Annotated in this window: 17 protein-coding genes; 9 read left to right on the top strand and 8 right to left on the bottom strand. The window is 64.6% G+C overall.

Going from position 1 to position 19,667, the window contains the following annotated elements; genetic code table 11:
• The first annotated feature begins 70 nt into the window (after positions 1–70).
• Entirely contained in the window at positions 71–1,993 is a 1,923-nt protein-coding gene (locus tag GO606_RS01475; protein WP_169117949.1) for an ATP-binding cassette domain-containing protein, read from the top strand.
• 250 nt (positions 1,994–2,243) lie between these two features.
• Here GO606_RS01475 and GO606_RS01480 read toward each other — a convergent pair whose 3' ends face one another.
• Positions 2,244–3,245: a DUF4351 domain-containing protein gene (locus GO606_RS01480; RefSeq protein WP_169117948.1), complete on the bottom strand. Its 1,002-nt coding sequence runs from the start codon at positions 3,243–3,245 to the stop codon at positions 2,244–2,246.
• Between the two features lie 29 nt (positions 3,246–3,274).
• Positions 3,275–4,132 carry an HDOD domain-containing protein gene (locus tag GO606_RS01485; protein WP_169117947.1) on the bottom strand — a complete coding sequence of 286 codons (858 nt, stop codon included), beginning with the start codon at positions 4,130–4,132 and terminating at the stop codon, positions 3,275–3,277.
• 177 nt (positions 4,133–4,309) lie between these two features.
• On the opposite strand from GO606_RS01485, the gene GO606_RS01490 reads away from it, so the two are divergent.
• The 3 genes from GO606_RS01490 (at position 4,310) to GO606_RS01500 (ending at position 8,569) form a co-directional block, all read left to right on the top strand.
• Complete coding sequence (locus tag GO606_RS01490; protein ID WP_169117946.1) at positions 4,310–5,308, top strand: oxidoreductase; 999 nt, start codon at positions 4,310–4,312, stop codon at positions 5,306–5,308.
• A gap of 52 nt (positions 5,309–5,360) precedes the next feature.
• On the top strand, positions 5,361–6,548 hold the full coding sequence (locus GO606_RS01495; RefSeq protein WP_169117945.1) for a GGDEF domain-containing response regulator: 1,188 nt from the start codon (positions 5,361–5,363) through the stop codon (positions 6,546–6,548).
• A gap of 128 nt (positions 6,549–6,676) precedes the next feature.
• On the top strand, positions 6,677–8,569 hold the full coding sequence (locus GO606_RS01500) for a propionate--CoA ligase (protein WP_169117944.1): 1,893 nt from the start codon (positions 6,677–6,679) through the stop codon (positions 8,567–8,569).
• A gap of 227 nt (positions 8,570–8,796) precedes the next feature.
• Here the strand turns inward: GO606_RS01500 and GO606_RS01505 are convergent, their stop codons facing one another.
• Positions 8,797–9,027: an antitoxin gene (locus GO606_RS01505; RefSeq protein ID WP_169117943.1), complete on the bottom strand. Its 231-nt coding sequence runs from the start codon at positions 9,025–9,027 to the stop codon at positions 8,797–8,799.
• Positions 9,028–9,089: 62 nt separating this feature from the next.
• Positions 9,090–9,965, bottom strand: coding sequence for a PEP-CTERM/exosortase system-associated acyltransferase (locus tag GO606_RS22220; protein WP_246979279.1), 876 nt, complete (start codon positions 9,963–9,965; stop codon positions 9,090–9,092).
• Between the two features lie 408 nt (positions 9,966–10,373).
• On the opposite strand from GO606_RS22220, the gene GO606_RS01515 reads away from it, so the two are divergent.
• Positions 10,374–11,297 (top strand): PEP-CTERM sorting domain-containing protein, encoded by a 924-nt coding sequence (locus tag GO606_RS01515; protein ID WP_169117942.1) that lies wholly within the window; start codon positions 10,374–10,376, stop codon positions 11,295–11,297.
• 147 nt (positions 11,298–11,444) lie between these two features.
• Here GO606_RS01515 and GO606_RS01520 read toward each other — a convergent pair whose 3' ends face one another.
• From GO606_RS01520 to GO606_RS01530, 3 genes are read right to left on the bottom strand one after another with little or no spacing between them, the layout of a single operon-like run.
• Positions 11,445–12,581, bottom strand: coding sequence for an SDR family oxidoreductase (locus tag GO606_RS01520; RefSeq protein WP_169117941.1), 1,137 nt, complete (start codon positions 12,579–12,581; stop codon positions 11,445–11,447).
• Positions 12,578–14,353, bottom strand: coding sequence for an AMP-dependent synthetase/ligase (locus GO606_RS01525; RefSeq protein WP_169117940.1), 1,776 nt, complete (start codon positions 14,351–14,353; stop codon positions 12,578–12,580). Before GO606_RS01525 ends, GO606_RS01520 begins: the two co-directional genes overlap by 4 nt.
• Position 14,354: 1 nt before the next feature.
• The gene (locus tag GO606_RS01530) at positions 14,355–15,545 is read right to left on the bottom strand and encodes an adenine nucleotide alpha hydrolase family protein (protein WP_246979281.1); all 1,191 of its coding nucleotides are present in this window, start codon (positions 15,543–15,545) and stop codon (positions 14,355–14,357) included.
• A gap of 113 nt (positions 15,546–15,658) precedes the next feature.
• On the opposite strand from GO606_RS01530, the gene GO606_RS01535 reads away from it, so the two are divergent.
• Positions 15,659–16,186 (top strand): methylated-DNA--[protein]-cysteine S-methyltransferase, encoded by a 528-nt coding sequence (locus tag GO606_RS01535; RefSeq protein WP_169117939.1) that lies wholly within the window; start codon positions 15,659–15,661, stop codon positions 16,184–16,186.
• Positions 16,183–17,085: a DNA-3-methyladenine glycosylase family protein gene (locus GO606_RS01540; protein WP_169117938.1), complete on the top strand. Its 903-nt coding sequence runs from the start codon at positions 16,183–16,185 to the stop codon at positions 17,083–17,085. Before GO606_RS01535 ends, GO606_RS01540 begins: the two co-directional genes overlap by 4 nt.
• Positions 17,086–17,283: 198 nt before the next feature.
• On the opposite strand, the gene moaC is transcribed toward GO606_RS01540, so the two are convergent.
• Positions 17,284–17,793 carry a cyclic pyranopterin monophosphate synthase MoaC gene (gene moaC, locus GO606_RS01545; RefSeq protein ID WP_169117937.1) on the bottom strand — a complete coding sequence of 170 codons (510 nt, stop codon included), beginning with the start codon at positions 17,791–17,793 and terminating at the stop codon, positions 17,284–17,286.
• 79 nt (positions 17,794–17,872) lie between these two features.
• Here moaC and GO606_RS01550 point away from each other — a divergent pair, with 79 nt between their 5' ends.
• Entirely contained in the window at positions 17,873–19,312 is a 1,440-nt protein-coding gene (locus GO606_RS01550; RefSeq protein WP_169117936.1) for a beta-barrel assembly-enhancing protease, read from the top strand.
• A gap of 121 nt (positions 19,313–19,433) precedes the next feature.
• Positions 19,434–19,664 (top strand): sulfurtransferase TusA family protein, encoded by a 231-nt coding sequence (locus GO606_RS01555; protein ID WP_169117935.1) that lies wholly within the window; start codon positions 19,434–19,436, stop codon positions 19,662–19,664.
• Positions 19,665–19,667 lie beyond the last annotated feature (3 nt).

The following is a 19,667-nucleotide window of genomic DNA, read 5'->3' on the forward strand; positions in this document are numbered from 1 at the left end:
TTATGCTCGAATGCGCCGCTATGGTAGCAGGCCGGTAAAATGGCTTTTCATTCCAACGAGTCCTCTAACCATGCCGCTGCTTTCTGTCGACAACGCCTGTCTTGCGTACGGGCACGTGGATCTCCTTGCCCATGCGGAGTTCCAGCTCGACGCAGGCGAACGCGTGGCGCTGATCGGGCGAAATGGCTCGGGCAAGTCCAGCCTGCTGCGCGTGTTGGCGGGGCAGGCTGTTCTCGACGACGGGTCGGTATGGCGGCAGTCCGGGCTGAAGGTGGCGTACGTGCCCCAGGAGGCGGATTTCGCCGTCGAACGCGACGTGTTCGCGACGATCGCCGACGGCCTGGGCGATGCCGCGCGTCTTTTGGTCGAGTATCACGCGGCGATGCATGCAGTTGCCGAATCGGCGAGCGAAGAGGCGCTGGCGCGGCTCGAGGCGCTGCAGCACGCGGTCGAGGCGGCCGACGCGTGGCGGCTCAACCAGCGCGTCGACGAGATCCTGCTGCGCCTCGGCCTGCCCGGCGATGCGCTGGTTTCGAGCCTGTCCGGAGGAGGTGTCAAGCGCGTGTCGCTGGCGCGGGCGCTGGTCGCCGAGCCCGATCTGCTGTTGCTCGATGAGCCGACGAACCACCTCGACCTGGACGGCATCCTGTGGCTCGAATCGCTGATCCGGGATTTCCGCGGCACGGTCGTCGTGATCACCCACGACCGTGTGTTTCTGGACAACGTGGCCACCCGCATCATCGAGCTCGATCGCGGCAAACTCGCAAGCTATCCTGGACGTTTCAGCGACTATCAGCGGCGCAAGGCGGAGGAGCTCGACGCCGAGGCGAAAGCGAGCGCGCGCTTCGACAAGGTGCTCGCGCAGGAAGAAGTGTGGATACGTAAGGGGGTCGAGGCGCGGCGGACGCGCAACGAGGGCCGGGTGCGCCGGCTCGAGGCGCTGCGCCGCGACCGCGCCGCGCGGCGCGAGCGGCTCGGCAACGTGAAGCTTGCTGTCGACAAGGGCGAACAGAGCGGCCAGATGGTCGCCGAGCTCACGGACGTGACCAAGCGCTTCGGCGATCGCGTCGTCGTGCGCGACTTCTCGACGCGCATCCTGCGCGGCGACCGCATCGGGCTGATCGGGCCGAACGGCGCCGGCAAGACGACGCTGCTGAAGCTGATTCTCGGTGAAATCGCCCCGGATGCCGGAACGGTGCGCCGCGGCACGCGCCAGACCGTCGCCTACTTCGACCAGCTGCGCGAGCAGCTCGACCCGGAACTGCCGCTCACCGAGGTCATCAGCCCGGGTTCGGACTTCGTCGAGATCGGCGGCGAGCGCAAGCACGTCATCGGTTACCTCGGCGATTTTCTGTTCGCGCCGCAGCGCGCGCGGTCGCCGGTGAAATCGTTGTCCGGCGGCGAGCGCAACCGGCTGCTGCTCGCCCGGCTGTTCGCGCGGCCGGCCAACGTGCTGGTGCTCGACGAACCGACCAACGACCTTGACATCGAGACGCTGGATCTGCTCGAGGAGCTGCTGTCCGCCTACGAAGGCACGCTGTTTCTCGTCAGTCACGACCGCGCGTTTCTCGACAACGTCGTGACCCAGGTGATCGCGGCCGAAGGTGACGGGCGCTGGGGCGAATACGCCGGCGGCTACGCCGACTGGCAGCGGGTCAAGCAGGCCGAGATGGAGCGCGGTGCGGAACAGGCGCGGCTTGCCGCGACGCAGGCGAAAAGCGCTCCGTCCGCGTCGAAAGCGGCTGCGGCAACGACGTCGCGCGGCGACAAGCTGTCGTTCAACGAGAAAAGGGAACTCGACGCATTGCCCGACCGCATTGCAGCGCTGGAGGCGGAGCAGGGCGCGCTGCAATCGCGCCTGGCGGATCCGGCGCTGTATCAGGAAGCGCCGCAGGAAGCCGTGCAGATCAAGGAGCGGCTCGATACCGTAGAGCGGGAAATCGAAGATGCGCTGGCGCGCTGGGAGGCTCTGGAGACGCGCGCGGGCGGGTGACCCGCCCGTTCGGGCTCGTAGTCTGTGAATAGACCTGCTGCGCGGTTCGATTGGTGTGCATGCTGATGCCGGCACCCTGAATTGCGTAGCGCGGATGAGCCGAAGGCGTTATCCGCCAGGCCTTGCAACGGTGCATGTGCAGGCGTCGGAGTGGCGGAAGACGCTTCGCTTTTGGCTACGCCGAAACTTCGTTTTCCGCCCTACGGCGCCTCTGCGACTGCACCGGTTTGCCGACGACGTGCCGGCCGAGTCAGTCCTCGGCGAAGACTTCGTCGAGGCTCGTGGCATCGATCACCCGGTCGGCCCAGGTTTCAAGCTGTCGGGAGTCGGCGCAGGCGAGGCGGTCGAGCACGTTCTGCGGAAGCGGGCCGAAGCGACGGGTGAGCTGGCGGCGCAGGATGGTGCCTTCGCCTTTCACTATGCCTTGCTCCAGGCCCTTTTCCAGGCCCTTTTCCAAGCCTTTTTGCATGCCCTGTTGCATACCGCGCTCGATTGCGAGCCGTTCGACGCTGGTCACGTATCGCACTTTCCGTTCTCCTTCAATGTCTTCGATATCCTGCCACAGTTTGGCCTCGAGAGCCTTCGGCAACTGCATCATCCAGTCGAGCACCGAGAACAGGCGCAGGATGCGGCGCTTGTCCCAGTCGCGTTCGTAGAGCAGGCGAACGAGCCGGCGTTTGGCCTGGAAGCGGGTGGCGGGATCCTGGCGGGTCTGGCGGGTGAGGAGGTGGGCTGCGGTTATGAGCGCGAACGGGTTCGTGTCCGCGAGCAGGGCGTCGAGCCGCTCGGTGTGATCCGTCAGTTTGGCGACCGGAAAGCGGATGCCGGTCTCGCAGCCGAATGCTTCGACGTGGAACTGGTCGGGTCGCCACGCGGCCTCTTCATCCGCGAGCACGGCGAGGCTCGCCACCGGGCGGTCGTAGCGGTCGAAGAGGCGGTAGTTGTAGACGAACATGCGCCTGGCGAAGTCCGCTTCGCGGCTGCCCTGCACCTCGACATGGACGTACACCCATCCTTCGCCGCCGCCGAGGCGCGTGACCCGCACCAGCTTATCGACGAAGCGCCGGCCGAGCTCGGCGTCGCGCACGACCTGGCGCAGTTCCTGGTCGAGAAAGACATGTTCGTGCGTCCAGTCGATCTGGCGATGCGCGTCGGGAAAGTAGAAGGCGATGAATTCGGGAAAGGCTTCTTCGAGCGCCTCCTTCCACGGGCTGTCGTATTGATCCACTTCCGCTTCCGCTGTTGATGTCATGGCGCGATCTTGCGATGGTCCGGTCCCGCTCAGGTCGCCGGCGGAAAGAATCGGTACGAATCTTCCGGCGGCACGCCGAGGCGTGCAATCAGCTGTTCGCGATTGAGGTGCACCAGCTCTTCGATCGCGGCAATGTCGTCCGGCAGCGCTTCGTTGTCCCAGCCCGAAGCGAGGTGGCGCGCGAACCCGGCGGCGAGTTGCACGTTGCGTACCCGCGGACTGCCGGCCTGGGCCTCGTCCATCAGCATGATCAGCAACTCGGGAAGCTTCCACGCCCGGATCAGCCCGATCTGGATGTCTTGCGCGGTGCAGCCGAAAACTTCGCGTTGTGCATCCGCGCTGCGCCGCCAGCGGTTTGCCCGCTGGATCTCGTAGACGCGCAACGTCAGCGCCGGCGCGAAAGTCCAGCACATGATTTCGACCGCGTCGAGCAGCAGCGCGGCAACAGTCACTTCATCGACGTCCAGATCGTGCCGCAGGATCGCCCAGTCGCGCGCATAGTGTGCCGCACGGCGTGCGCGACCGATGATCCGGAGCGCGCCGACCAGCGCTTTGGGGTGGGCGTGCAGCGTGTCCTCGAGCGTCGGCATCGCGGCAAAGGCGGCGAAGAAGGGCGTTATCCCCATCATCATGATCGCGCGGTCGATTGTCGTGATGTCGTGGTTCTGCACCGAAGTCCGCCTGGCCTGAAGGGTCGTCAGCAGCTTCATCGTCATCAGCGGATCGCTGATGACGACCGCGGCGATGCGCTTGCCGCTGACCGAGTTCTCCTGTCCTTCGAGGGTGGCGAATTCGCGGACGGTATGGCGCAGCACGGGCACGTTCTGCGCAGACAGAAATTCGACATAGGCGTCGACCGAATCAAGGGGCGCGTCAAGGAGGGGCATGGGCTTGGGCTGCCGGGGATTCTTCGATTCATCGGTTCCGGTTCGCTCGAACCGGAGTGGCAATCGCATACGCCAGCCGGATCGTGAAAAGATCGAGCACGGGATTTGGCTATAATCGGTCCAAAAAACCGTGGCGTCCATATCCCCGTGCATCCCAACCGAGAGGAGTTGCCCCAAGTGACTGCGCCGTTCAAAGCGTTCCTGATCGATCAGGACGAGAGCAAGAAAGTCTTCAGCCGCATGACAACGCTGACCCGCGAGCAACTCGACGCTGGCGAAGTGCTGATCCGGGTCCATTATTCCAGCATCAACTACAAGGACGCGCTCGCTGCGACCGGTGCCGGCAAGATCATCCGGCGTTTTCCATGCGTGGGCGGCATCGACCTGTCCGGCGAGGTTGTGGAAAGCGCGGACGCCCGTTTCCGGGCCGGCGACAAGGTGATTGCGACCAGCTTCGACATCGGCGTGTCGCACCATGGCGGTTATGCCGAATACGCGCGCGTGCCGGCCGGGTGGGTGGTGCCGCTACCCGACGGACTGGATCTGTTCGAAGCGATGGCGCTCGGCACGGCCGGTTTCACGGCCGCGTTGGGGATCGTGCGGATGGAAGACAACGGTCTCGCGCCCGAGCGCGGCCCGGTGGTCGTGACCGGTGCGACGGGCGGTGTCGGCGGACTTTCGATCGACATGCTGTCGCGCCTCGGCTATCACGTCGTCGCGCTGACCGGCAAGGAGGCCGAAGCCGATTACCTCCAGATGCTCGGTGCCGCCGAGGTGCGGCTACGCAGCACGATCGACTTCGACAACGTGCGCCCGCTCGAAGCGGCGCAATGGGCCGGCGCGATCGATAACGTCGGCGGAAAGATCCTGCACTGGATCCTCGCGACGATGAAGCAGGCCGGCACTGTCGCGAGCATCGGCAACGCCGCGAGCTTTCATCTGGACACGACGGTGTTCCCGTTCATCCTGCGCGGCGTCAGCCTGCTCGGCGTCGATTCTGGCTACATGAGCTTTCCGACGCGGCAGCGCGTCTGGCAGCGCCTCGGGAGCGACCTCAAGCCGCGCCACCTCGCGGCCATTACACGCACCATCGCGTTCGACGAATTGCCGGGCGCGTTCGACGCCTTCATCAAGGGCGAAGTCAAAGGCCGTACCGTCGTGCGGATAGGCGCCTGAGGGCACCCGACGGCGCCCGACGGCGCCCGGGCGCGTTACCGGAGATCCCACCATGAGCGAGGAAGAACATCAGCCGTTGCCGAAGGTGCTGATCGTCGATGACTCGCGCATGGTGCGGGCATCGGTCATCAAGCTGATCCGCGGGCGTTTCGAGTTCCGCGAGGAGGCCGACGGCGAGGCCGGCTGGCAGGCCTTGCTGGTGGATCCGACGATTCACCTGGTGCTGACCGACATCGGCATGCCGCAGCTCGACGGGTATGGCCTGCTCGAGCGCGTCCGGGCGTCGAAGCTGTCGCGCATCCATGACCTGCCGGTGATCGTGATTTCCGGCGACGAGGACGATTCAGCGCGTGAGCGCGCGCGCCGCCTCGGCGCCAACGACTTCATCACGAAAGGCATCCGGGCCACCGAACTGCTTGCCCGCCTCGATTCGCTCACCCGGCTCGCGCAGACGCGGCGCGAGCTCGAGGAAAGCCGGGCCGCGCTGGCAAAGCACAGCCCGATCGATCCCGCCTCTGGACTCGTCACGGAGTCCTGCCTGAATTGGCGCGCCGAGCAGGAACTCGCGCTGGCGCGGCGTCGCCGCGGCAACATCAGCGCGATGGTCGTCGAGATCGACCGCTACGAGCAGCTCGCGGTGCTGCACGGCGCTCACGTCGCGCAGCTCGTCACCCGCAAGCTGTCAAAAATACTTGCCACGAAGGTGCGCAAGGAAGATACCGTCACGGAGCTTGCCCCGGCACGGTTCGCCGTGCTCTCGCCGGCAGGCGGCTGGGCCGGGTGCTGCGCGTTCGCGCTGCGCCTGCAGAAGGCGATGGAAAAGCTCGTGATGACCTATCGCGAGGAGCGCATTCGCATCAGCGTGACGATCGGCGTGTCGAACTCGACGACCGACGACATCGGCACCGTGAGCGAACTGATCGGGCTCGCGACGCAGCGCGCGCAGACCGGCCGGCAAGCGGGCGGCAACCGCGTCATCGGCGATCAGGGAGAAGTCACCCAGGCGTTCGTCGATCGGCTGATCACGCAGGCGGTCAGCATCGACCAGGCCCTCGAGCGCATCCGGGCCGGAGAAGGCGCCGAGATCACGTCGCAGCTGCCGCAACTCATTGCAACGCTGCTTCCGCTGCTGCAGTGGGTAGAATTACAGTTTCGTTGCGGAATCCCGATAGAGCGCCTGAAAGGATACGAAATCGGTGCCGATGCCGATACCGGGAGCGATCCTGCCGCGAAAAGTTGAACAGCATCATACAAATATAAATACAACAGCAGTAAAGGGGGCGCCCCGGATGTCCAGGGAGTGGGAAGTCCGTCGGCGTCTGAAAGTCGTTTGCAGATGAAGGGAATCTTGAAGGGAGAGGAATGCTCATGACGACGTACAAGGAATTTCATCGCCGTTCCATCGACAGCCGTGACGAATTCTGGGCGGAGGAGGCCCAGCTCATCGACTGGAACAAGCCCGCCGGCCAGGTCTGCGATTTTTCGCAGCCACCGTTCGTGAAGTGGTTCAAGGGAGGCGAGACGAACCTCTGCTACAACGCCGTGGATCGCCACGCCGCCGTGCGCCCCGACGACCGGGCGCTGGTGTATATCTCGACCGAGACCGACGAGGAGAAGGTGTACTCGTTTGCGCAGTTGCAGCGCGAGGTGGAGCGCATGGCCGCGATCTACCAGGAGCTTGGCGTCGGGAAGGGCGACCGCGTGCTGATCTACATGCCGATGATCGCCGAAGCGGCATTCGCGATGCTCGCCTGCGCGCGCATCGGCGCGATCCACTCGGTGGTGTTCGGCGGCTTTGCGGCGGGTTCGCTCGCGACCCGCATCGACGACGCGAAGCCGGTGCTGATGGTGAGTTCGGACGCTGGCATGCGCAACGGCAAGCCGGTGCCATACAAGCATCTCGTGGACGAAGCGTGCAAGATCGCGGAATTTCCGCCGCAGAAAGTCCTGATCGTGGACCGCGGGCTCGACAAGGGCTTCTCCAAAGTCGAAGGCCGCGACGTCGATTACGCCGAGCTGCGCGCGAAGCACCTTGACGCGAAGGTGCCCGTGACCTGGCTCGAATCGTCCGAGCCGAGCTACATCCTGTACACGTCCGGCACCACCGGCAAGCCCAAAGGCGTGCAGCGCGACACCGGCGGCTACGCGGTCGCGCTCGCGTCGTCGATGAAGCACATCTTCACCGGCTTCGCCGGCGAGACGATGTTCGCGACCTCCGACATCGGCTGGGTCGTCGGCCACAGCTACATCATCTACGGGCCGCTGCTCGCCGGCATGGCGACGATCATGTATGAAGGCACGCCGCTGCGCCCGGACGCCGGGATCTGGTGGCAGATCGTCGAGAAATACAAGGTCAACGTGATGTTCTCGGCCCCCACCGCGGTGCGCGTGCTGAAGAAGCAGGACCCGGCTTTCCTGAAGAAATACGACCTGTCGTCGCTGAAGCATCTTTTCCTCGCCGGCGAGCCGCTCGACGAGACGACGCACAAGTGGATCATGGACGAGCTCGGCATCCCGGTCATCGACAACTACTGGCAGACCGAAACCGGCTGGCCGATGCTCTCCGCGGTGCGCGGCATCGAGGAGACGCCGATCAAGTACGGCTCGCCGAGCTTCCCCGTGTATGGCTACGACCTGCGCATCTTCCGCGAGGACGGCAGTGAATGCGGTGCCAACGAGAAAGGCATCGTCGGCGTCGTGCCGCCGTTGCCGCCGGGCTGCCTGTCGACGGTGTGGGGCCAGGACGAGCGTTTCGTCAGCACGTATTTCACGCTGTTCAAGGATCCGGTCATCTTCTCGTCGTCCGACTGGGGCATCAAGGACCAAGACGGTTACCACACGATCCTCGGCCGCATGGACGACGTCATCAACGTCGCCGGTCACCGTCTCGGCACGCGCGAGATCGAGGAGGCGATCCAGGCGAACGCGGCGATCGCCGAAGTGGCCGTCGTCGGTGTCGCCGATTCCCTGAAAGGGCAGATGCCGATGGCTTTCGCGGTGGTCAAGGACGCGTCGCGCGTCGATACCGCCGAGAAACGCGCCGAACTCGAGAAGGACGTCATGAAGACCGTCGACACCCTGCTCGGTGCGATCGCGCGTCCCGGCCGTGTGCATTTCATCTCCGGGCTGCCGAAGACGCGCTCGGGCAAGATGCTGCGCCGCTCGATCCAGGCGCTGGCGGAGGGACGCGATCCCGGTGACCTGACGACGATCGACGATCCGGGCACGCTGGAGCAGATCCGCAACGCGCTCGCGGGCTGACCGCCGATCGTCTCACGGTGACAAGAAACCGCGCCCGGCTGGTCCGGGCCGGTAACGTCGAGCGTTGCTGGTTCGACCAAAGGCCGCGTCCGACGAGGGCTTGCGGCCTGAGGATTTTTCGTCGGCCGGAAAACTGCTCAAAGCACAGCCCGCCCTGTGAAATCCGGCGGGTTGTGCTTCGCGATGTAGATGCTGATGTTCGTGTCGAGCAGATAGCGGACCGACATTCAGAGCGCCTCCCGCTCCTGCGGCGGGACGTCTTTGCGCCCTTCGGACATGAAGTCGACGGGGAGCTCGATCAGCGCATCGAAGATCGCGGCCGCATTGCCCGGCAGTTCGCGCAGCACGATTTCATTGCCGCGGCGGAAGATTTCAACCCGGTCCGTGTCGAGCCGAAACTCCTTCGGCAGGCGGACCGCCTGGCTGTTGCCGGAGTGGAAGACGCGGGCGTAAGCCATGATGCGCTCCTCGAATAAATACATACAAAAAGTATATACATTGCAGCCGTCGTGCCGGGCTATCACGCCCGCCCGGTGCTCTCGCCGCGCGTGACGCCGCCGCGCACTTCGTGCTCGGCTACTACGACTGTGTCGCGCACCACATCGTCCACGTCGACCTGCGCGACGTCTCGTTCGACCCGGAAAACCGCAGGATGCTCAAATTCGTCGACGAGGACGGAGTTGTTCGCAGCATGCCGCTGCACCGGATCAAGGAGGTGTTCCGCAGCGATATGCGGATCTGGCACCGCGAGCATTGAAAGAGGTGGGCGCGGCCGGCGCGTCGGAAAGTTCCGCCCCCCGGCGTCGTCCGGCTGCAAGTGCCGACTGCCGGTTCGGTCGGCGTCATATTGCGCGGACTGCCGTCTACCGCTTTGTTCGGCCAGCGCCACCGAGCCGAGCAGCAAACTCGTCGGGATGAACGGAAAACGGGCGTGGTGACCTCCTTTCGCAAAATCGGCCGCGCTCATCGGACTTTCCACATGCTCCTCGCCCTTGCGGCGACGGCAGGTGCGGCTGACCGCAAGCCGCGAGATCTTCCCGATGCGGTCGCGCGGCAGCTTGGCGGGGTCGATGATCGAACGATCGAGTGCGGCGGCGTAACTGCGCTCGAACGGCAGGGGAGCCTCCGGCTCGCCGGGTTTTGCGAGGACGATGCGTGTGCAGCCGACGGGGGCGTGCGGGTGATCGACGGTGCGCAGCAGACCATGAACACTATGCGCATCGTAATCGTCGATTCCGCGCCGATCGGGCGGTTCCGGCTCGAACTTCAGATCTTCGCAATAGACCTCGTGACGGATGCGGAACACGTCGGCGCGCGACGCGTCGTCGAGGGCGGCAGTCATGCGGAAATACTTGCTGAAGCCGGTACCGAGGTTGAGGCGGTCCGAGATCTGCATTGTATTCGACCCCCTACGCTATGGTCCGCGTCCCTCGCAGTCGGGCATCGCGCCTGCGGACCGGCGATGCGGCTCGCCGGAAGTCGAGGTGCTGACCGGCGTCGTTCGCGACCGCAAGGGCGTCCCGGGCGAAACGCCGTCCATGATAGCCGATCGCATGACTGGTCTGTGCCGGCGCGCGCATGAGTACAGCATTTGATAATGACGATGCCGATTTTTGTGCTGCCGTCGGCTCCCGCTTGGCGACGAGTGTCGAAATATTTTACACCTGCGGGTAAGGACTCGCTCTCAGAGTCGACAGAGCTATGATTATTAAAGAGTTTCTATTCAGGCACGACGGTTGCGTTAGTATTTCTAGGCTCGGCGAGCCCCTTAGGAACCTTATGAACCTTATTGGGAGAAACTGAAATGCTTGCACGTAATGCGATTGCCAAAGGCCTAATGGGGGCCGCGATGATGATGGGCTTGACTGCTTCTGCCTATGCGGTGCCGTGGATGAGCGGCGCCAACGTGATCGAGGACGACAGCAACGAATATATTTTCCGCCCTAACGCCGCTGGGGGCTACGACCAGGTGGCGGCCGGTGACCTCGCGGTGGACGACATTGTGGTTCAGGCGCTTGACTTTCCAAGAATCAATGGCGTTAACATCGACTCCCTCGGTGAAGAAGTCACCGGCGTATCCGTATTCAAGATTGCTGCCATCGGTGGGGTAGCGGTTATTGATCCGGTTGGTCCTGTCCCCCCCTACACGTCAGCCGATTTCACGTTCAGCACGGCGACTGCTGCGGATTGGTTGGCGTTGACTGGAATCGATATTACGGCTGGGGTCCTGGCTCCCGTGGTCGGGGAGATGTCCCTCCTCTTCCAGCATGCGGCGAACAACTTGGACGTCGATACGCAAGGCTATGCGACGACCATCGAAGACCTGACCACGGTGGTTGTGGAAACGGGGACGGCGGAAGATGGAACCCTGATCATGGCGCTTGCTCTGGGGGGCGGGGGGGACTTCGCGGCGGCGACGGACCTGCCGCTGGATCCGTCGGTCTTCCTGCCGAGTGCTGGCGAGACCGCCGGTGTCACGCAGTACGGGACATTCAGCTATCAACTGACGATCGCGTATGACGCCATTCCGGGCATCGATGTCGCTTCTGGAACAAAGCTGACGGGGACTGGTCAGAATCTGGTTACGGATCGTCCCCTGGTCGCGCCGGTAATCGATGACACCGATGCGAGCTTCAATGCCGTTCCGGAACCTGCCACGCTGTCCTTGCTGGGCTTGGGGCTTCTCGGTGCCGCGTTTACACGCCGCCGGCAGAGTCGTGTGGCCTAACGAGGAAGCGCGCACTCGTTTGCTGAAGGAGTTGCGCGCCTGAAGCACCGAATTGCGTTTGAGCAGCAGAAGGATGGGCCGGCCGGGAATGGCCGGCTCATTCATGTATTGACGCCGGCCGGCTGCCGGCCGGCGGGGGCCCGCTGCTCAGCGCTGTGGCGGAGGATGTCTTTCAGACAGAAAGCGCTCGATCACTCGCGACAGATAATCCTCCCATTGCGGCAGGCGTGCGCCCGTACCCGACAGCCAGGTTAAATACTCCCGGTTGTCGAAACCCTGCTGATCGCCGAGATAGTCCAGATAAATCGGCAGCGTCGAGATTGTGCGCCGACGATCGGCCGGAGCGAAGCGTGCGGCGGTACGCTGCAGCAGCGAGAATAAGGCGTGGGGCAGCAGCACACCAAAGGGGACGGAGATGCCGTGGCGCGCGAAGGCGTCCCTGACGAGCTGCCGCAGTGTCTTGAGACGGATCGAATGGTTCGGGCCGGAGCAGAGGTGGTAAATCCGGCCCACGGTGTCCGGGTCGAGGCTGGCCCTCGCGATAGCGCCGGCAACGGCATCGACCGGAATAATGTCGAGCCGCACCTCACCGAGATCCGGCAGCACGCCATAGGTGCGGCGGCCCGAAAGGAACTCGCAAATGAAGTAGAAGATCTGAAAGTGGATAATGCGGCCGTCACGGGAATCGCCGATCACCATGCTAGGGCGGTGCACGGTGATTGGCAGATGCTCCTCTTCGATCGCCGCCCGCACGAGAACTTCCGCTTCCGCCTTGGACTGCTCGTAGGTGTTGTGAAACGCGCGCGGTTCGGCGATCCAGCGTTCGGGCAGTGCGCCGGGACGTTTGCCGGCGATGCCTACGGTGCTGACGAAATCCACTTTGCGCAAGGTTCCGCTGCGCGCAAGCGTGCGGGCCAGTGACAGAATTTCTTGCGCCGAACCGACTGCGGAGCGGCGCGCGTGGTCCAGTGTGTCGTTCATGCGCACGCTGGCTGCGCAGTGAATGATGTGCGTGGTGTCGGTACACAGCGTCGCGTATTCGCGGTCGCTCAAGCCGAACCGGGGCTGCGACGCATCGCCGCGCAGTGCCGTCAGCCGCGTGCGAGGTTCGGCGTCCGGCGCCAGCTTCCAGAACCGGCACAACTCTTCCATGCGTTCGGTCAGGTGTTGTTCCGACTTTGCTCGCAGGAGAATCCGCACGCGCGTGCGCGTATCCGCGTAGAGCAGAGGAACGAGGGCACTGCCGACAGCGCCTGACGCGCCGGTGACGAAATAGGTATTCATGTGGCGTTGATCACTCGGGGTCGGGAGGGGGTGGTTGGCGTGCGTGGAGATGCACGGTCGTATGCTTCCTCGATCTGCGCGCGAAATCGTTCTTCGATCGGCTTGCGCCGAAGCTTGAGGTTGGCCGTGAGTTCGCCGCCTGCGACCGTGAACGCATGCAGGCTGAGAATGATTGCCCCAGGGCGCTGGTAGTCGCTAAAGCCTTCACAGGCGGCAGCGACATCAGCCGAGATGGCCGCGGATGTCGCGGCGGTGTGAATTTCACCGGCAAGCAGGTGACGGGAGTCGAGCGTGAGAATGGCAACGGGGTAGGGCCGATCCCGTCCGACGATGACCGCATGATCGACGTAGTCGAGTTGCTTCAGTGCTGCCTCGATCGGTGCTGGAGCGATGCGGCGGCCTGTCGAGGTCTTGAACACTTCGCTCTTGCGTCCCTCGAGCCAGATGTAGCCTTCGTCGTCGATCCTGGCGTAATCGCCGGTGTGCAGGAATCCGTCGGCGCTGAGCGGCGCCCCGTCGGCTGTTTCGCCGTAGTAGCCCGAAAAAACGCCGGCGCCGCGGACCAATAGCTCATGGTCGTCCGCAACCCGCAGTTCGTTGCCGGGAAGCGCCTGACCAACGCTTCCGAATCTAAAGCGCTGGGGGGTGTTCACGGCGACCGGAATCACGTTCTCGCTGATGCCGTAGGCTTCGAGGACAAGCCAGCCGAGGCCGTGGAAACGCTCCAGCAGCCAGCGCGGCATCGGCGCAGAGCCGCTGACCATGAACTGCAGTTCGTGCCCCATGACCGATCGCACTCGGCGCAGAAGAGGTGTCGTGAGCGGATGCAGCGCGCGCCACACGAGCGCCGGTCGTCGGCCTGCGCGGCGCGCTTCGGCAATGCGGCAGCCGACGGTCCATGCTCCGTGGATGAGACCGCGAACCGGCGCAGGCTGCTTCCCGAGCTCGCCGAGGATTCCGGCATGCAACTTCTCGAAAAAACGAGGGACGCCGAGGAAGAAGGTCGGTTGGATCTGGGGTAGAAGGCGGACAACTTGATCCGGCTTGTCGACGAAATACGATCTCGCCCCGCAGCTCAACGCGCAGAAGTTGATGATGCGCTGAAAGAGGTTCGACAGGGGCAGCCAACAAGCCAGACGTGAATCCTGTCGCAGCGAAGGAAAACGCTCAAGAATGGTGTCGCATGCTTGCGCGATCTGCCGATGCGAGTACGCGATACCTTTTGGCTGTCCGGTGCTGCCTGAAGTGAAGACGATCGTGGCTATGTCTTCGGGCACGGGAGGAGGCGCCGCGGAACGAGGGCCGCTCTGCGTTTCCAGCAGCTGTCCGAGAGTGTGACCGCGGCCCGCCGAGGGATGCCGCTCACAGGTGATCGTGATCTCCGGAATTCGCCACAGCTCGCCGAACGTCCGTAGCGTCTCGGAGGTCGAGGTTATCAGGAGGCGCGGCTTGGTGAGGTCCAGGATATGCCGGACGTTACGCGGTGCATCGTGTGCGTCGATGCCGACAACCACGGCCCCCACCGCAAGCGCCGCGAGCTGGCAATACTCCCATTCAGGCGAGGTGGGCAGCGCGATCGCTACCCGATCGCCGGTTTGTAGGCCGAGGTCGGAGAAATGACCGGCGAGGGTGTCGACCCGCCGCGCGAGTTCGCGCCATGTGATGGGCTGCCATTCGCGCCCGTCGACCTGATGCAGATATGCGAGCTGATCGGGCGATGCCGCCGCTCGAGCCTGCAAGCGCTCCGGCAGTGTCTGTAACGAAGCATTCATTTCAGGCGCGGCGCAACAGGGGAGGGTCGTAGGCGCCTCTCGGAAGTGTGATGCGAAGATCCGCTTCCGCGAGACTCAACCAGTTCATGCTGCGGCGCACCTCGCGTCCCAGACCGATCTTGTTGCGGATCATGAAGTTGACGACGGGAGTCGCCAGCCGCCAGTAATTCCGGCTTGCCTTTCCTTCCCGGATCAGCGCCGAGAACTCCGGCACATAAGGGTTGTAACCGAAGTGCTTGAGGTCCGAAAACATCATCAGCCAATTGATCGGATAGTTGCTGACGATCGGGCTCGCGTGGGAACTGCGCTGCACCAGCCCCAGCTCGGTCACCTTGCAAATCACCTGGTCCTGATCATAGTCCCAGGCATGGTAAGGAGCGAGATAGCGCGGGAAGGTGGTGTTTTCCGGCAATTTGAGCGGATTGTAGAACGCAGCAAGTTCGTCGGCAGAGAATTCCCCGCTCTCGACGAGGTGCGGGGGCGTCCAGTCCTCGCTTCTGATCAGCGCGGGATCGAACTCGTAGAGCATGCGTTCCGGTTCGGGCTGGCCCGGCGAATAGCCCGCGAGAATGAGCGGGATATTTTTCTCCAGCGCCAGCCGGATCGCTGCGCCTTCGAACAGCGGCGCGTAAACGTAGGAAACGGTGTACACCGCGCCGCGCGCTTCCTGATTGCACAGGAGGTAGCGAAAGAGCTTTGTCAAAAACCCGTACGCGGGTCTGAAAACGACGTGATCGATGTCGAGCTTGCGCAGCGCAAGGCGGATGTTGTCCCATGCCACGGGCGGCAGATCGATATCGCAGGTGAAAGCGAGCACCCGCAAGCCGTAATCGACTTTCAAGCGGTGAAGGAGGTACAGACTGTCCTTCCCTCCGCTGAGCGGAACGACGCAATCGTATTCGGATCCGGGATGGTTGCGCGCTGCCTTCAGGGTGGCTTCAAGGTCTTCGCGATACTTGGAGGCCGCTGAAGTCGCCTGAGCGTCGGGCGACCGGGCACGACAGAGGCTGCACTCTCCGCTCGCGTCAATATCAGCTCCGGGTACGATATCCGGCAGCAAGCATTTCTTGCATTTTTTCATCATGATCCTCTGGGTCCGGCCGCTCGATCGGAGTTCTGTCACCTCCTGCGGATGATTCCTGGAAACGGGACGGGAGTTTCGCGGCTCCTCGAAGGCCTTGTCGTTCGTCACGGATCTGCCCCGCAGTTTCGCGGTCCACCGAATTCAAAAGCAAGAGCCGGAGTGCGCCATTATCCGGCGTCCGCTAGATTCTAGCCATCGGACCACGGAAAGGATGCAGGATCATGACGATAAAGCGTGAAACGCTCGCGGCAGCAAGCTCCCGGTTTGCCCTCGGCGAATGTTCGCTGGGAGCGATTCTCATCGCAGCGAGCGCGCAGGGGGTGTGCGCGATCCTGATCGGCGACGATCCGGACCGGCTCGCGCGCGACCTGCAGGACCGCTTTCCGCGTGCCGCGCTGATCGGCGGCGACGCCGGTTTCGAGCGCATTGTGGCGACCGTGGTCGGCTTCGTCGAAGCTCCCGCGTTCGGGCTGGATCTGCCCCTCGACATTCGCGGCACGGCGTTCCAGCAACGGGTGTGGCAGGCGCTGCGGGAGATTCCGGCCGGGCAGACAGCGAGCTACGCTGAAATCGCGCGGCGAATCGACGCGCCGAAGGCGGCCCGGGCAGTGGCCGGGGCGTGCGCCGCGAACGCGCTGGCGGTCGCGATCCCGTGTCATCGCGCGGTGCGCAACGACGGTCAGCTGTCGGGCTACCGCTGGGGCGTCGAACGCAAGCGGGCGCTGCTCGATCGTGAGGCCGGGAGGTGACTGCGGTACTGTCCTGGGGCGTCGGCTTGCCGGCGGATTTCCGCAGCGAGGATGTGTTCGCTTTCCATCGGCGCGACCCGCTCGCGGTTGCGGAACGGGTCGAGGGGCGAACGCTGCAAAAAGGTCTCGCGTGGGAAGGCCGCGCGGCGTGCCTGACGATCCGGTTCGACGGCGCGCATGCGAGTGCCGAACTCGCGGTCGACGGGGTGGCGAGCGCCGCTGCGCCGGCGGCGCTCGCACAGTTGCTGCCGCGCATGCTGGGCCTGACCCAGCAGGTGGAGGCGTTCGAACGTGCCTATCGCGACCATCCGCAACTGGGCCCGCTCATCGCCCGCCATCCCGGGCTGCGGGTGCCGCTGTCGGCGAGTCCGTTCGAAGCGCTCAGCTGGGCGATCACCGGGCAGCAGATCAGCGTGCGGGCGGCGATCTCGCTGCGGCGCCGGCTGATCGAAGTCGCCGGGCTGCGCCATTCGGCCGGCCTCGCCTGCTATCCCGATGCACAACGGGTCGCCGTGCTGAGCGAGGCGGATCTGCGTTCGGCCGGGTTCTCGCAGGCGAAAGCGCAGACGCTGATCAGGCTCGGCCGTCTCGTCGCCGATGACGAACTGCCGCTCGATGCGTGGATCGTGACGCTGCCGGTCGACGAGATCCGCGAGCGCCTGATGCGCGTGCGCGGCATCGGGCCGTGGACGATCGATTACGCGCTGCTGCGGGGTTTCGGCTGGCTGGACGGGTCGCTGCACGGCGACGTGGCAGTGCGCCGCAGCCTGCAGGCGGTGCTCGACTGCCCCGAGAGCGTCACCGAAGGACAGGCGAAGCGCTGGCTTGCGGAATTCTCGCCGTGGCGCGCGTTGATTGCGGCTCACCTTTGGGCTGTCGGGCTGGGCAAGCTCCCTTAGCATTCGGTCGCCGTGCTCGCGGGGAGGGGGAGGCGCAACCGAACGGCCACAAAGAAATAGCCCCGCGCAAAGAAATAGCCCCGCGTTATGGCCGGTCTGCAATTACGCTTGTCTTTCCGAAATACTACCTCCGAAAGACTTTAACCGACCACGCGGGGCACACCCCTATTCTAGTTCGCGATCGTCAACTTGCAAGGTTCACGTCCCGGCGACCCAGTGCCCCGACTTGCCACCGAGTTTCTCGACGAGCTGGATGCCGTCCATGCGCATGCCGCGGTCGACGGCCTTGCACATGTCGTAGACCGTCAGCAGCGCGACGCTGACGGCGGTGAGCGCTTCCATCTCGACGCCGGTGCGCCCGACGGTCTCGGCCGTCACCGTGCAGGCGACTGCGCTCGTCGCCTCGTCGAGCGCGAACTCGACGGCGACGCGCGTCAGCGCAATCGGGTGGCACAGCGGGATCAGCTCGCTGGCGCGCTTCGAGGCCTGGATCGCGGCGATGCGGGCGATGCCGAGCACGTCGCCCTTCTTCGCGGTGCCGGACCGGATCATTGCGAAGGTGGCCGGCTGCATCGTGATCCGGCCTTGTGCGACCGCGACGCGACGGGTTTCGCGCTTGTCGCCGACATCCACCATGTGGGCCTGTCCGTTGGCGTCGAAATGGGTGAGGGTCGGGGTGACGATTGGAGGCGTGCCGGATTGTGTCATGAGCTCTGTGCGCGTCGCGGCCATAGCGCGATACATTCCGCGCGGAACGGTTGGAAGGGGATGGGTATCATAGCACCCGATGATCAAACGACTTTTTATCCTGCTGCTGTGCGTCGCGATGGTGCCGCGCCTGAACGCGGCCGAACTGCCGGATCTCGGCGACGTCGCGGCGTCCGAGCTTTCCCCGCTCGCCGAGCGCAGGATCGGCGAATCCATCATTCGCGAGATTCGTTTCCGCGATGCCGCCTATCTCGACGACGCCGAAATCGAGGACTACATCGATCGCCTCGGCCAGCGGCTCGTGAAGGCGAGCGCGGCGCCGTACCAGGAGTTCGACTTCTTCGTCATCCGCGACGCGACGCTCAACGCCTTCGCGCTGCCGGGCGGTTTCATCGGCGTGCATAGCGGGTTGATCCTGGCGGCCGAATCGGAATCCGAGCTGGCGTCGGTGCTGGGGCATGAAATCGCCCACGTGACGCAGCGCCACATTGCCCAGCTGGTCGGCAAGCAGAGTCAGTCGAGCATGGTGATGCTCGCGTCGCTGCTCGTCGCGGTGCTCGCGGCGCGCAGCAATTCGCAGATCAGCGAGGCGGCGATCGCCGCCGGGCAGGCGGGGGCGATCCAGTCGCAGCTCGGCTACACGCGCGACTTCGAACGCGAGGCCGACCGCCTGGGGCTGCAGACGCTCGAAGGCGCGGGCTACGACGTGCGCGGTATGCCGAGCTTTTTCGAGCGTCTGCAACGCGCGAGCCGTTTCTATGAAAACAATGCGCCGAGCTACCTGCGCACCCACCCGCTGACCGGCGAGCGGATTTCGGACATGGGCAACCGTGTCGCGCAAATGCGCTATCGGCAGGTGCCGGATTCGCAGGATTTTGGCTTCGTGCGGACGAAGCTGCGCGTCGCCGCGGTCGCGCCGGTGGACGCGGTGCGCGAATTCCAGGCGTTGGCGGCGAAACCCGGCGCCGACGCCGCGGCGCGCTACGGTCTGGCGCGCGCGCTGCTTGCAGCCGGACGGATCGACGAGGCTACTCAGGCGCTCGACGCGGTGCGGCGCGACGCTCCCGCGTCATCGTTCATCGAATCTCTCGCGGCCGAGTTGCGGCTTGCGGCGCGTGACCCGGCCGCCGCGGTGAAGATCCTCGAGGCGGCGCAGGCGCGATTCCCCGACGGTGGCGCGCTGCGCTACGCGCTGGTCGATGCCTTGCTGCAGGCCGGCCGCGCCTCCGATGCGGCCATGATGGCGCGGGCGGACGCGTTGCGCCGCACTGACGATGACCGCATGTGGACGCTCGTCGCGCGCTCCGAGGCGGCGCTTGGCCGCCGCACCGCGCAGCATCGGGCGCAGGCGGAAGTGTACGTGCTGCAGGGAAGCCTGCCGGCGGCGATCGAGCAACTCGAGCTCGCGCGCCGCGCGGGGGACGGGGACTTCTACGAGCTTTCGGCTGTCGATGCGCGGATGCGCGAGCTGAAGGCCGAGGAGCGACAACGCCGGCTCGACAAGCGCGAAGGGAATTGAGAAGCGGAGGAGCGGAGGAGCGCAGGAGCGCCGCGCGCCTTTCGCGAACGGGGGCGAGCCTTTAGAATCCGGCGCTCGATCGATCGAGGAATGCCACGAGAATGGCACGAGGAAGGGACTGATGGATTTCGACAAGGAAGTCGACGCACGGGGGTTGACCTGCCCGTTGCCGATTCTGCGCGCAAAGAAGATGCTCGCGGAAATGAAGCCGGGCCAGGTGGTGCGCGTGCTCGCCACGGACCCCGGATCGGTAAAGGATTTCCAGGCGTTCGCGAAGCAGACCGGCAACGACCTGCTGCAGCAGGGCGAGACCACCGACCAGGCTTTCGAATTCTTCCTGCGGCGCAAGTAGGAC

Origin of the sequence: Aromatoleum anaerobium, from assembly GCF_012910705.2 — a bacterium.
GTDB lineage: Bacteria > Pseudomonadota > Gammaproteobacteria > Burkholderiales > Rhodocyclaceae > Aromatoleum > Aromatoleum anaerobium.

Bases quoted from the DNA above. Each gene is read 5' to 3' on its own strand.
- GO606_RS01475 (WP_169117949.1), top strand. From the start codon at position 71: ATGCCGCTGCTTTCTGTCGACAACGCCTGTCTTGCGTACGGGCACGTG.
- GO606_RS01480 (WP_169117948.1), bottom strand. From the start codon at position 3,245: ATGACATCAACAGCGGAAGCGGAAGTGGATCAATACGACAGCCCGTGG.
- GO606_RS01485 (WP_169117947.1), bottom strand. From the start codon at position 4,132: ATGCCCCTCCTTGACGCGCCCCTTGATTCGGTCGACGCCTATGTCGAA.
- GO606_RS01495 (WP_169117945.1), top strand. From the start codon at position 5,361: ATGAGCGAGGAAGAACATCAGCCGTTGCCGAAGGTGCTGATCGTCGAT.
- GO606_RS01500 (WP_169117944.1), top strand. From the start codon at position 6,677: ATGACGACGTACAAGGAATTTCATCGCCGTTCCATCGACAGCCGTGAC.
- GO606_RS01505 (WP_169117943.1), bottom strand. From the start codon at position 9,027: ATGGCTTACGCCCGCGTCTTCCACTCCGGCAACAGCCAGGCGGTCCGC.
- GO606_RS22220 (WP_246979279.1), bottom strand. From the start codon at position 9,965: ATGCAGATCTCGGACCGCCTCAACCTCGGTACCGGCTTCAGCAAGTAT.
- GO606_RS01515 (WP_169117942.1), top strand. From the start codon at position 10,374: ATGCTTGCACGTAATGCGATTGCCAAAGGCCTAATGGGGGCCGCGATG.
- GO606_RS01520 (WP_169117941.1), bottom strand. From the start codon at position 12,581: ATGAATACCTATTTCGTCACCGGCGCGTCAGGCGCTGTCGGCAGTGCC.
- GO606_RS01525 (WP_169117940.1), bottom strand. From the start codon at position 14,353: ATGAATGCTTCGTTACAGACACTGCCGGAGCGCTTGCAGGCTCGAGCG.
- GO606_RS01535 (WP_169117939.1), top strand. From the start codon at position 15,659: ATGACGATAAAGCGTGAAACGCTCGCGGCAGCAAGCTCCCGGTTTGCC.
- moaC (WP_169117937.1), bottom strand. From the start codon at position 17,793: ATGACACAATCCGGCACGCCTCCAATCGTCACCCCGACCCTCACCCAT.
- GO606_RS01550 (WP_169117936.1), top strand. From the start codon at position 17,873: ATGATCAAACGACTTTTTATCCTGCTGCTGTGCGTCGCGATGGTGCCG.
- GO606_RS01555 (WP_169117935.1), top strand. From the start codon at position 19,434: ATGGATTTCGACAAGGAAGTCGACGCACGGGGGTTGACCTGCCCGTTG.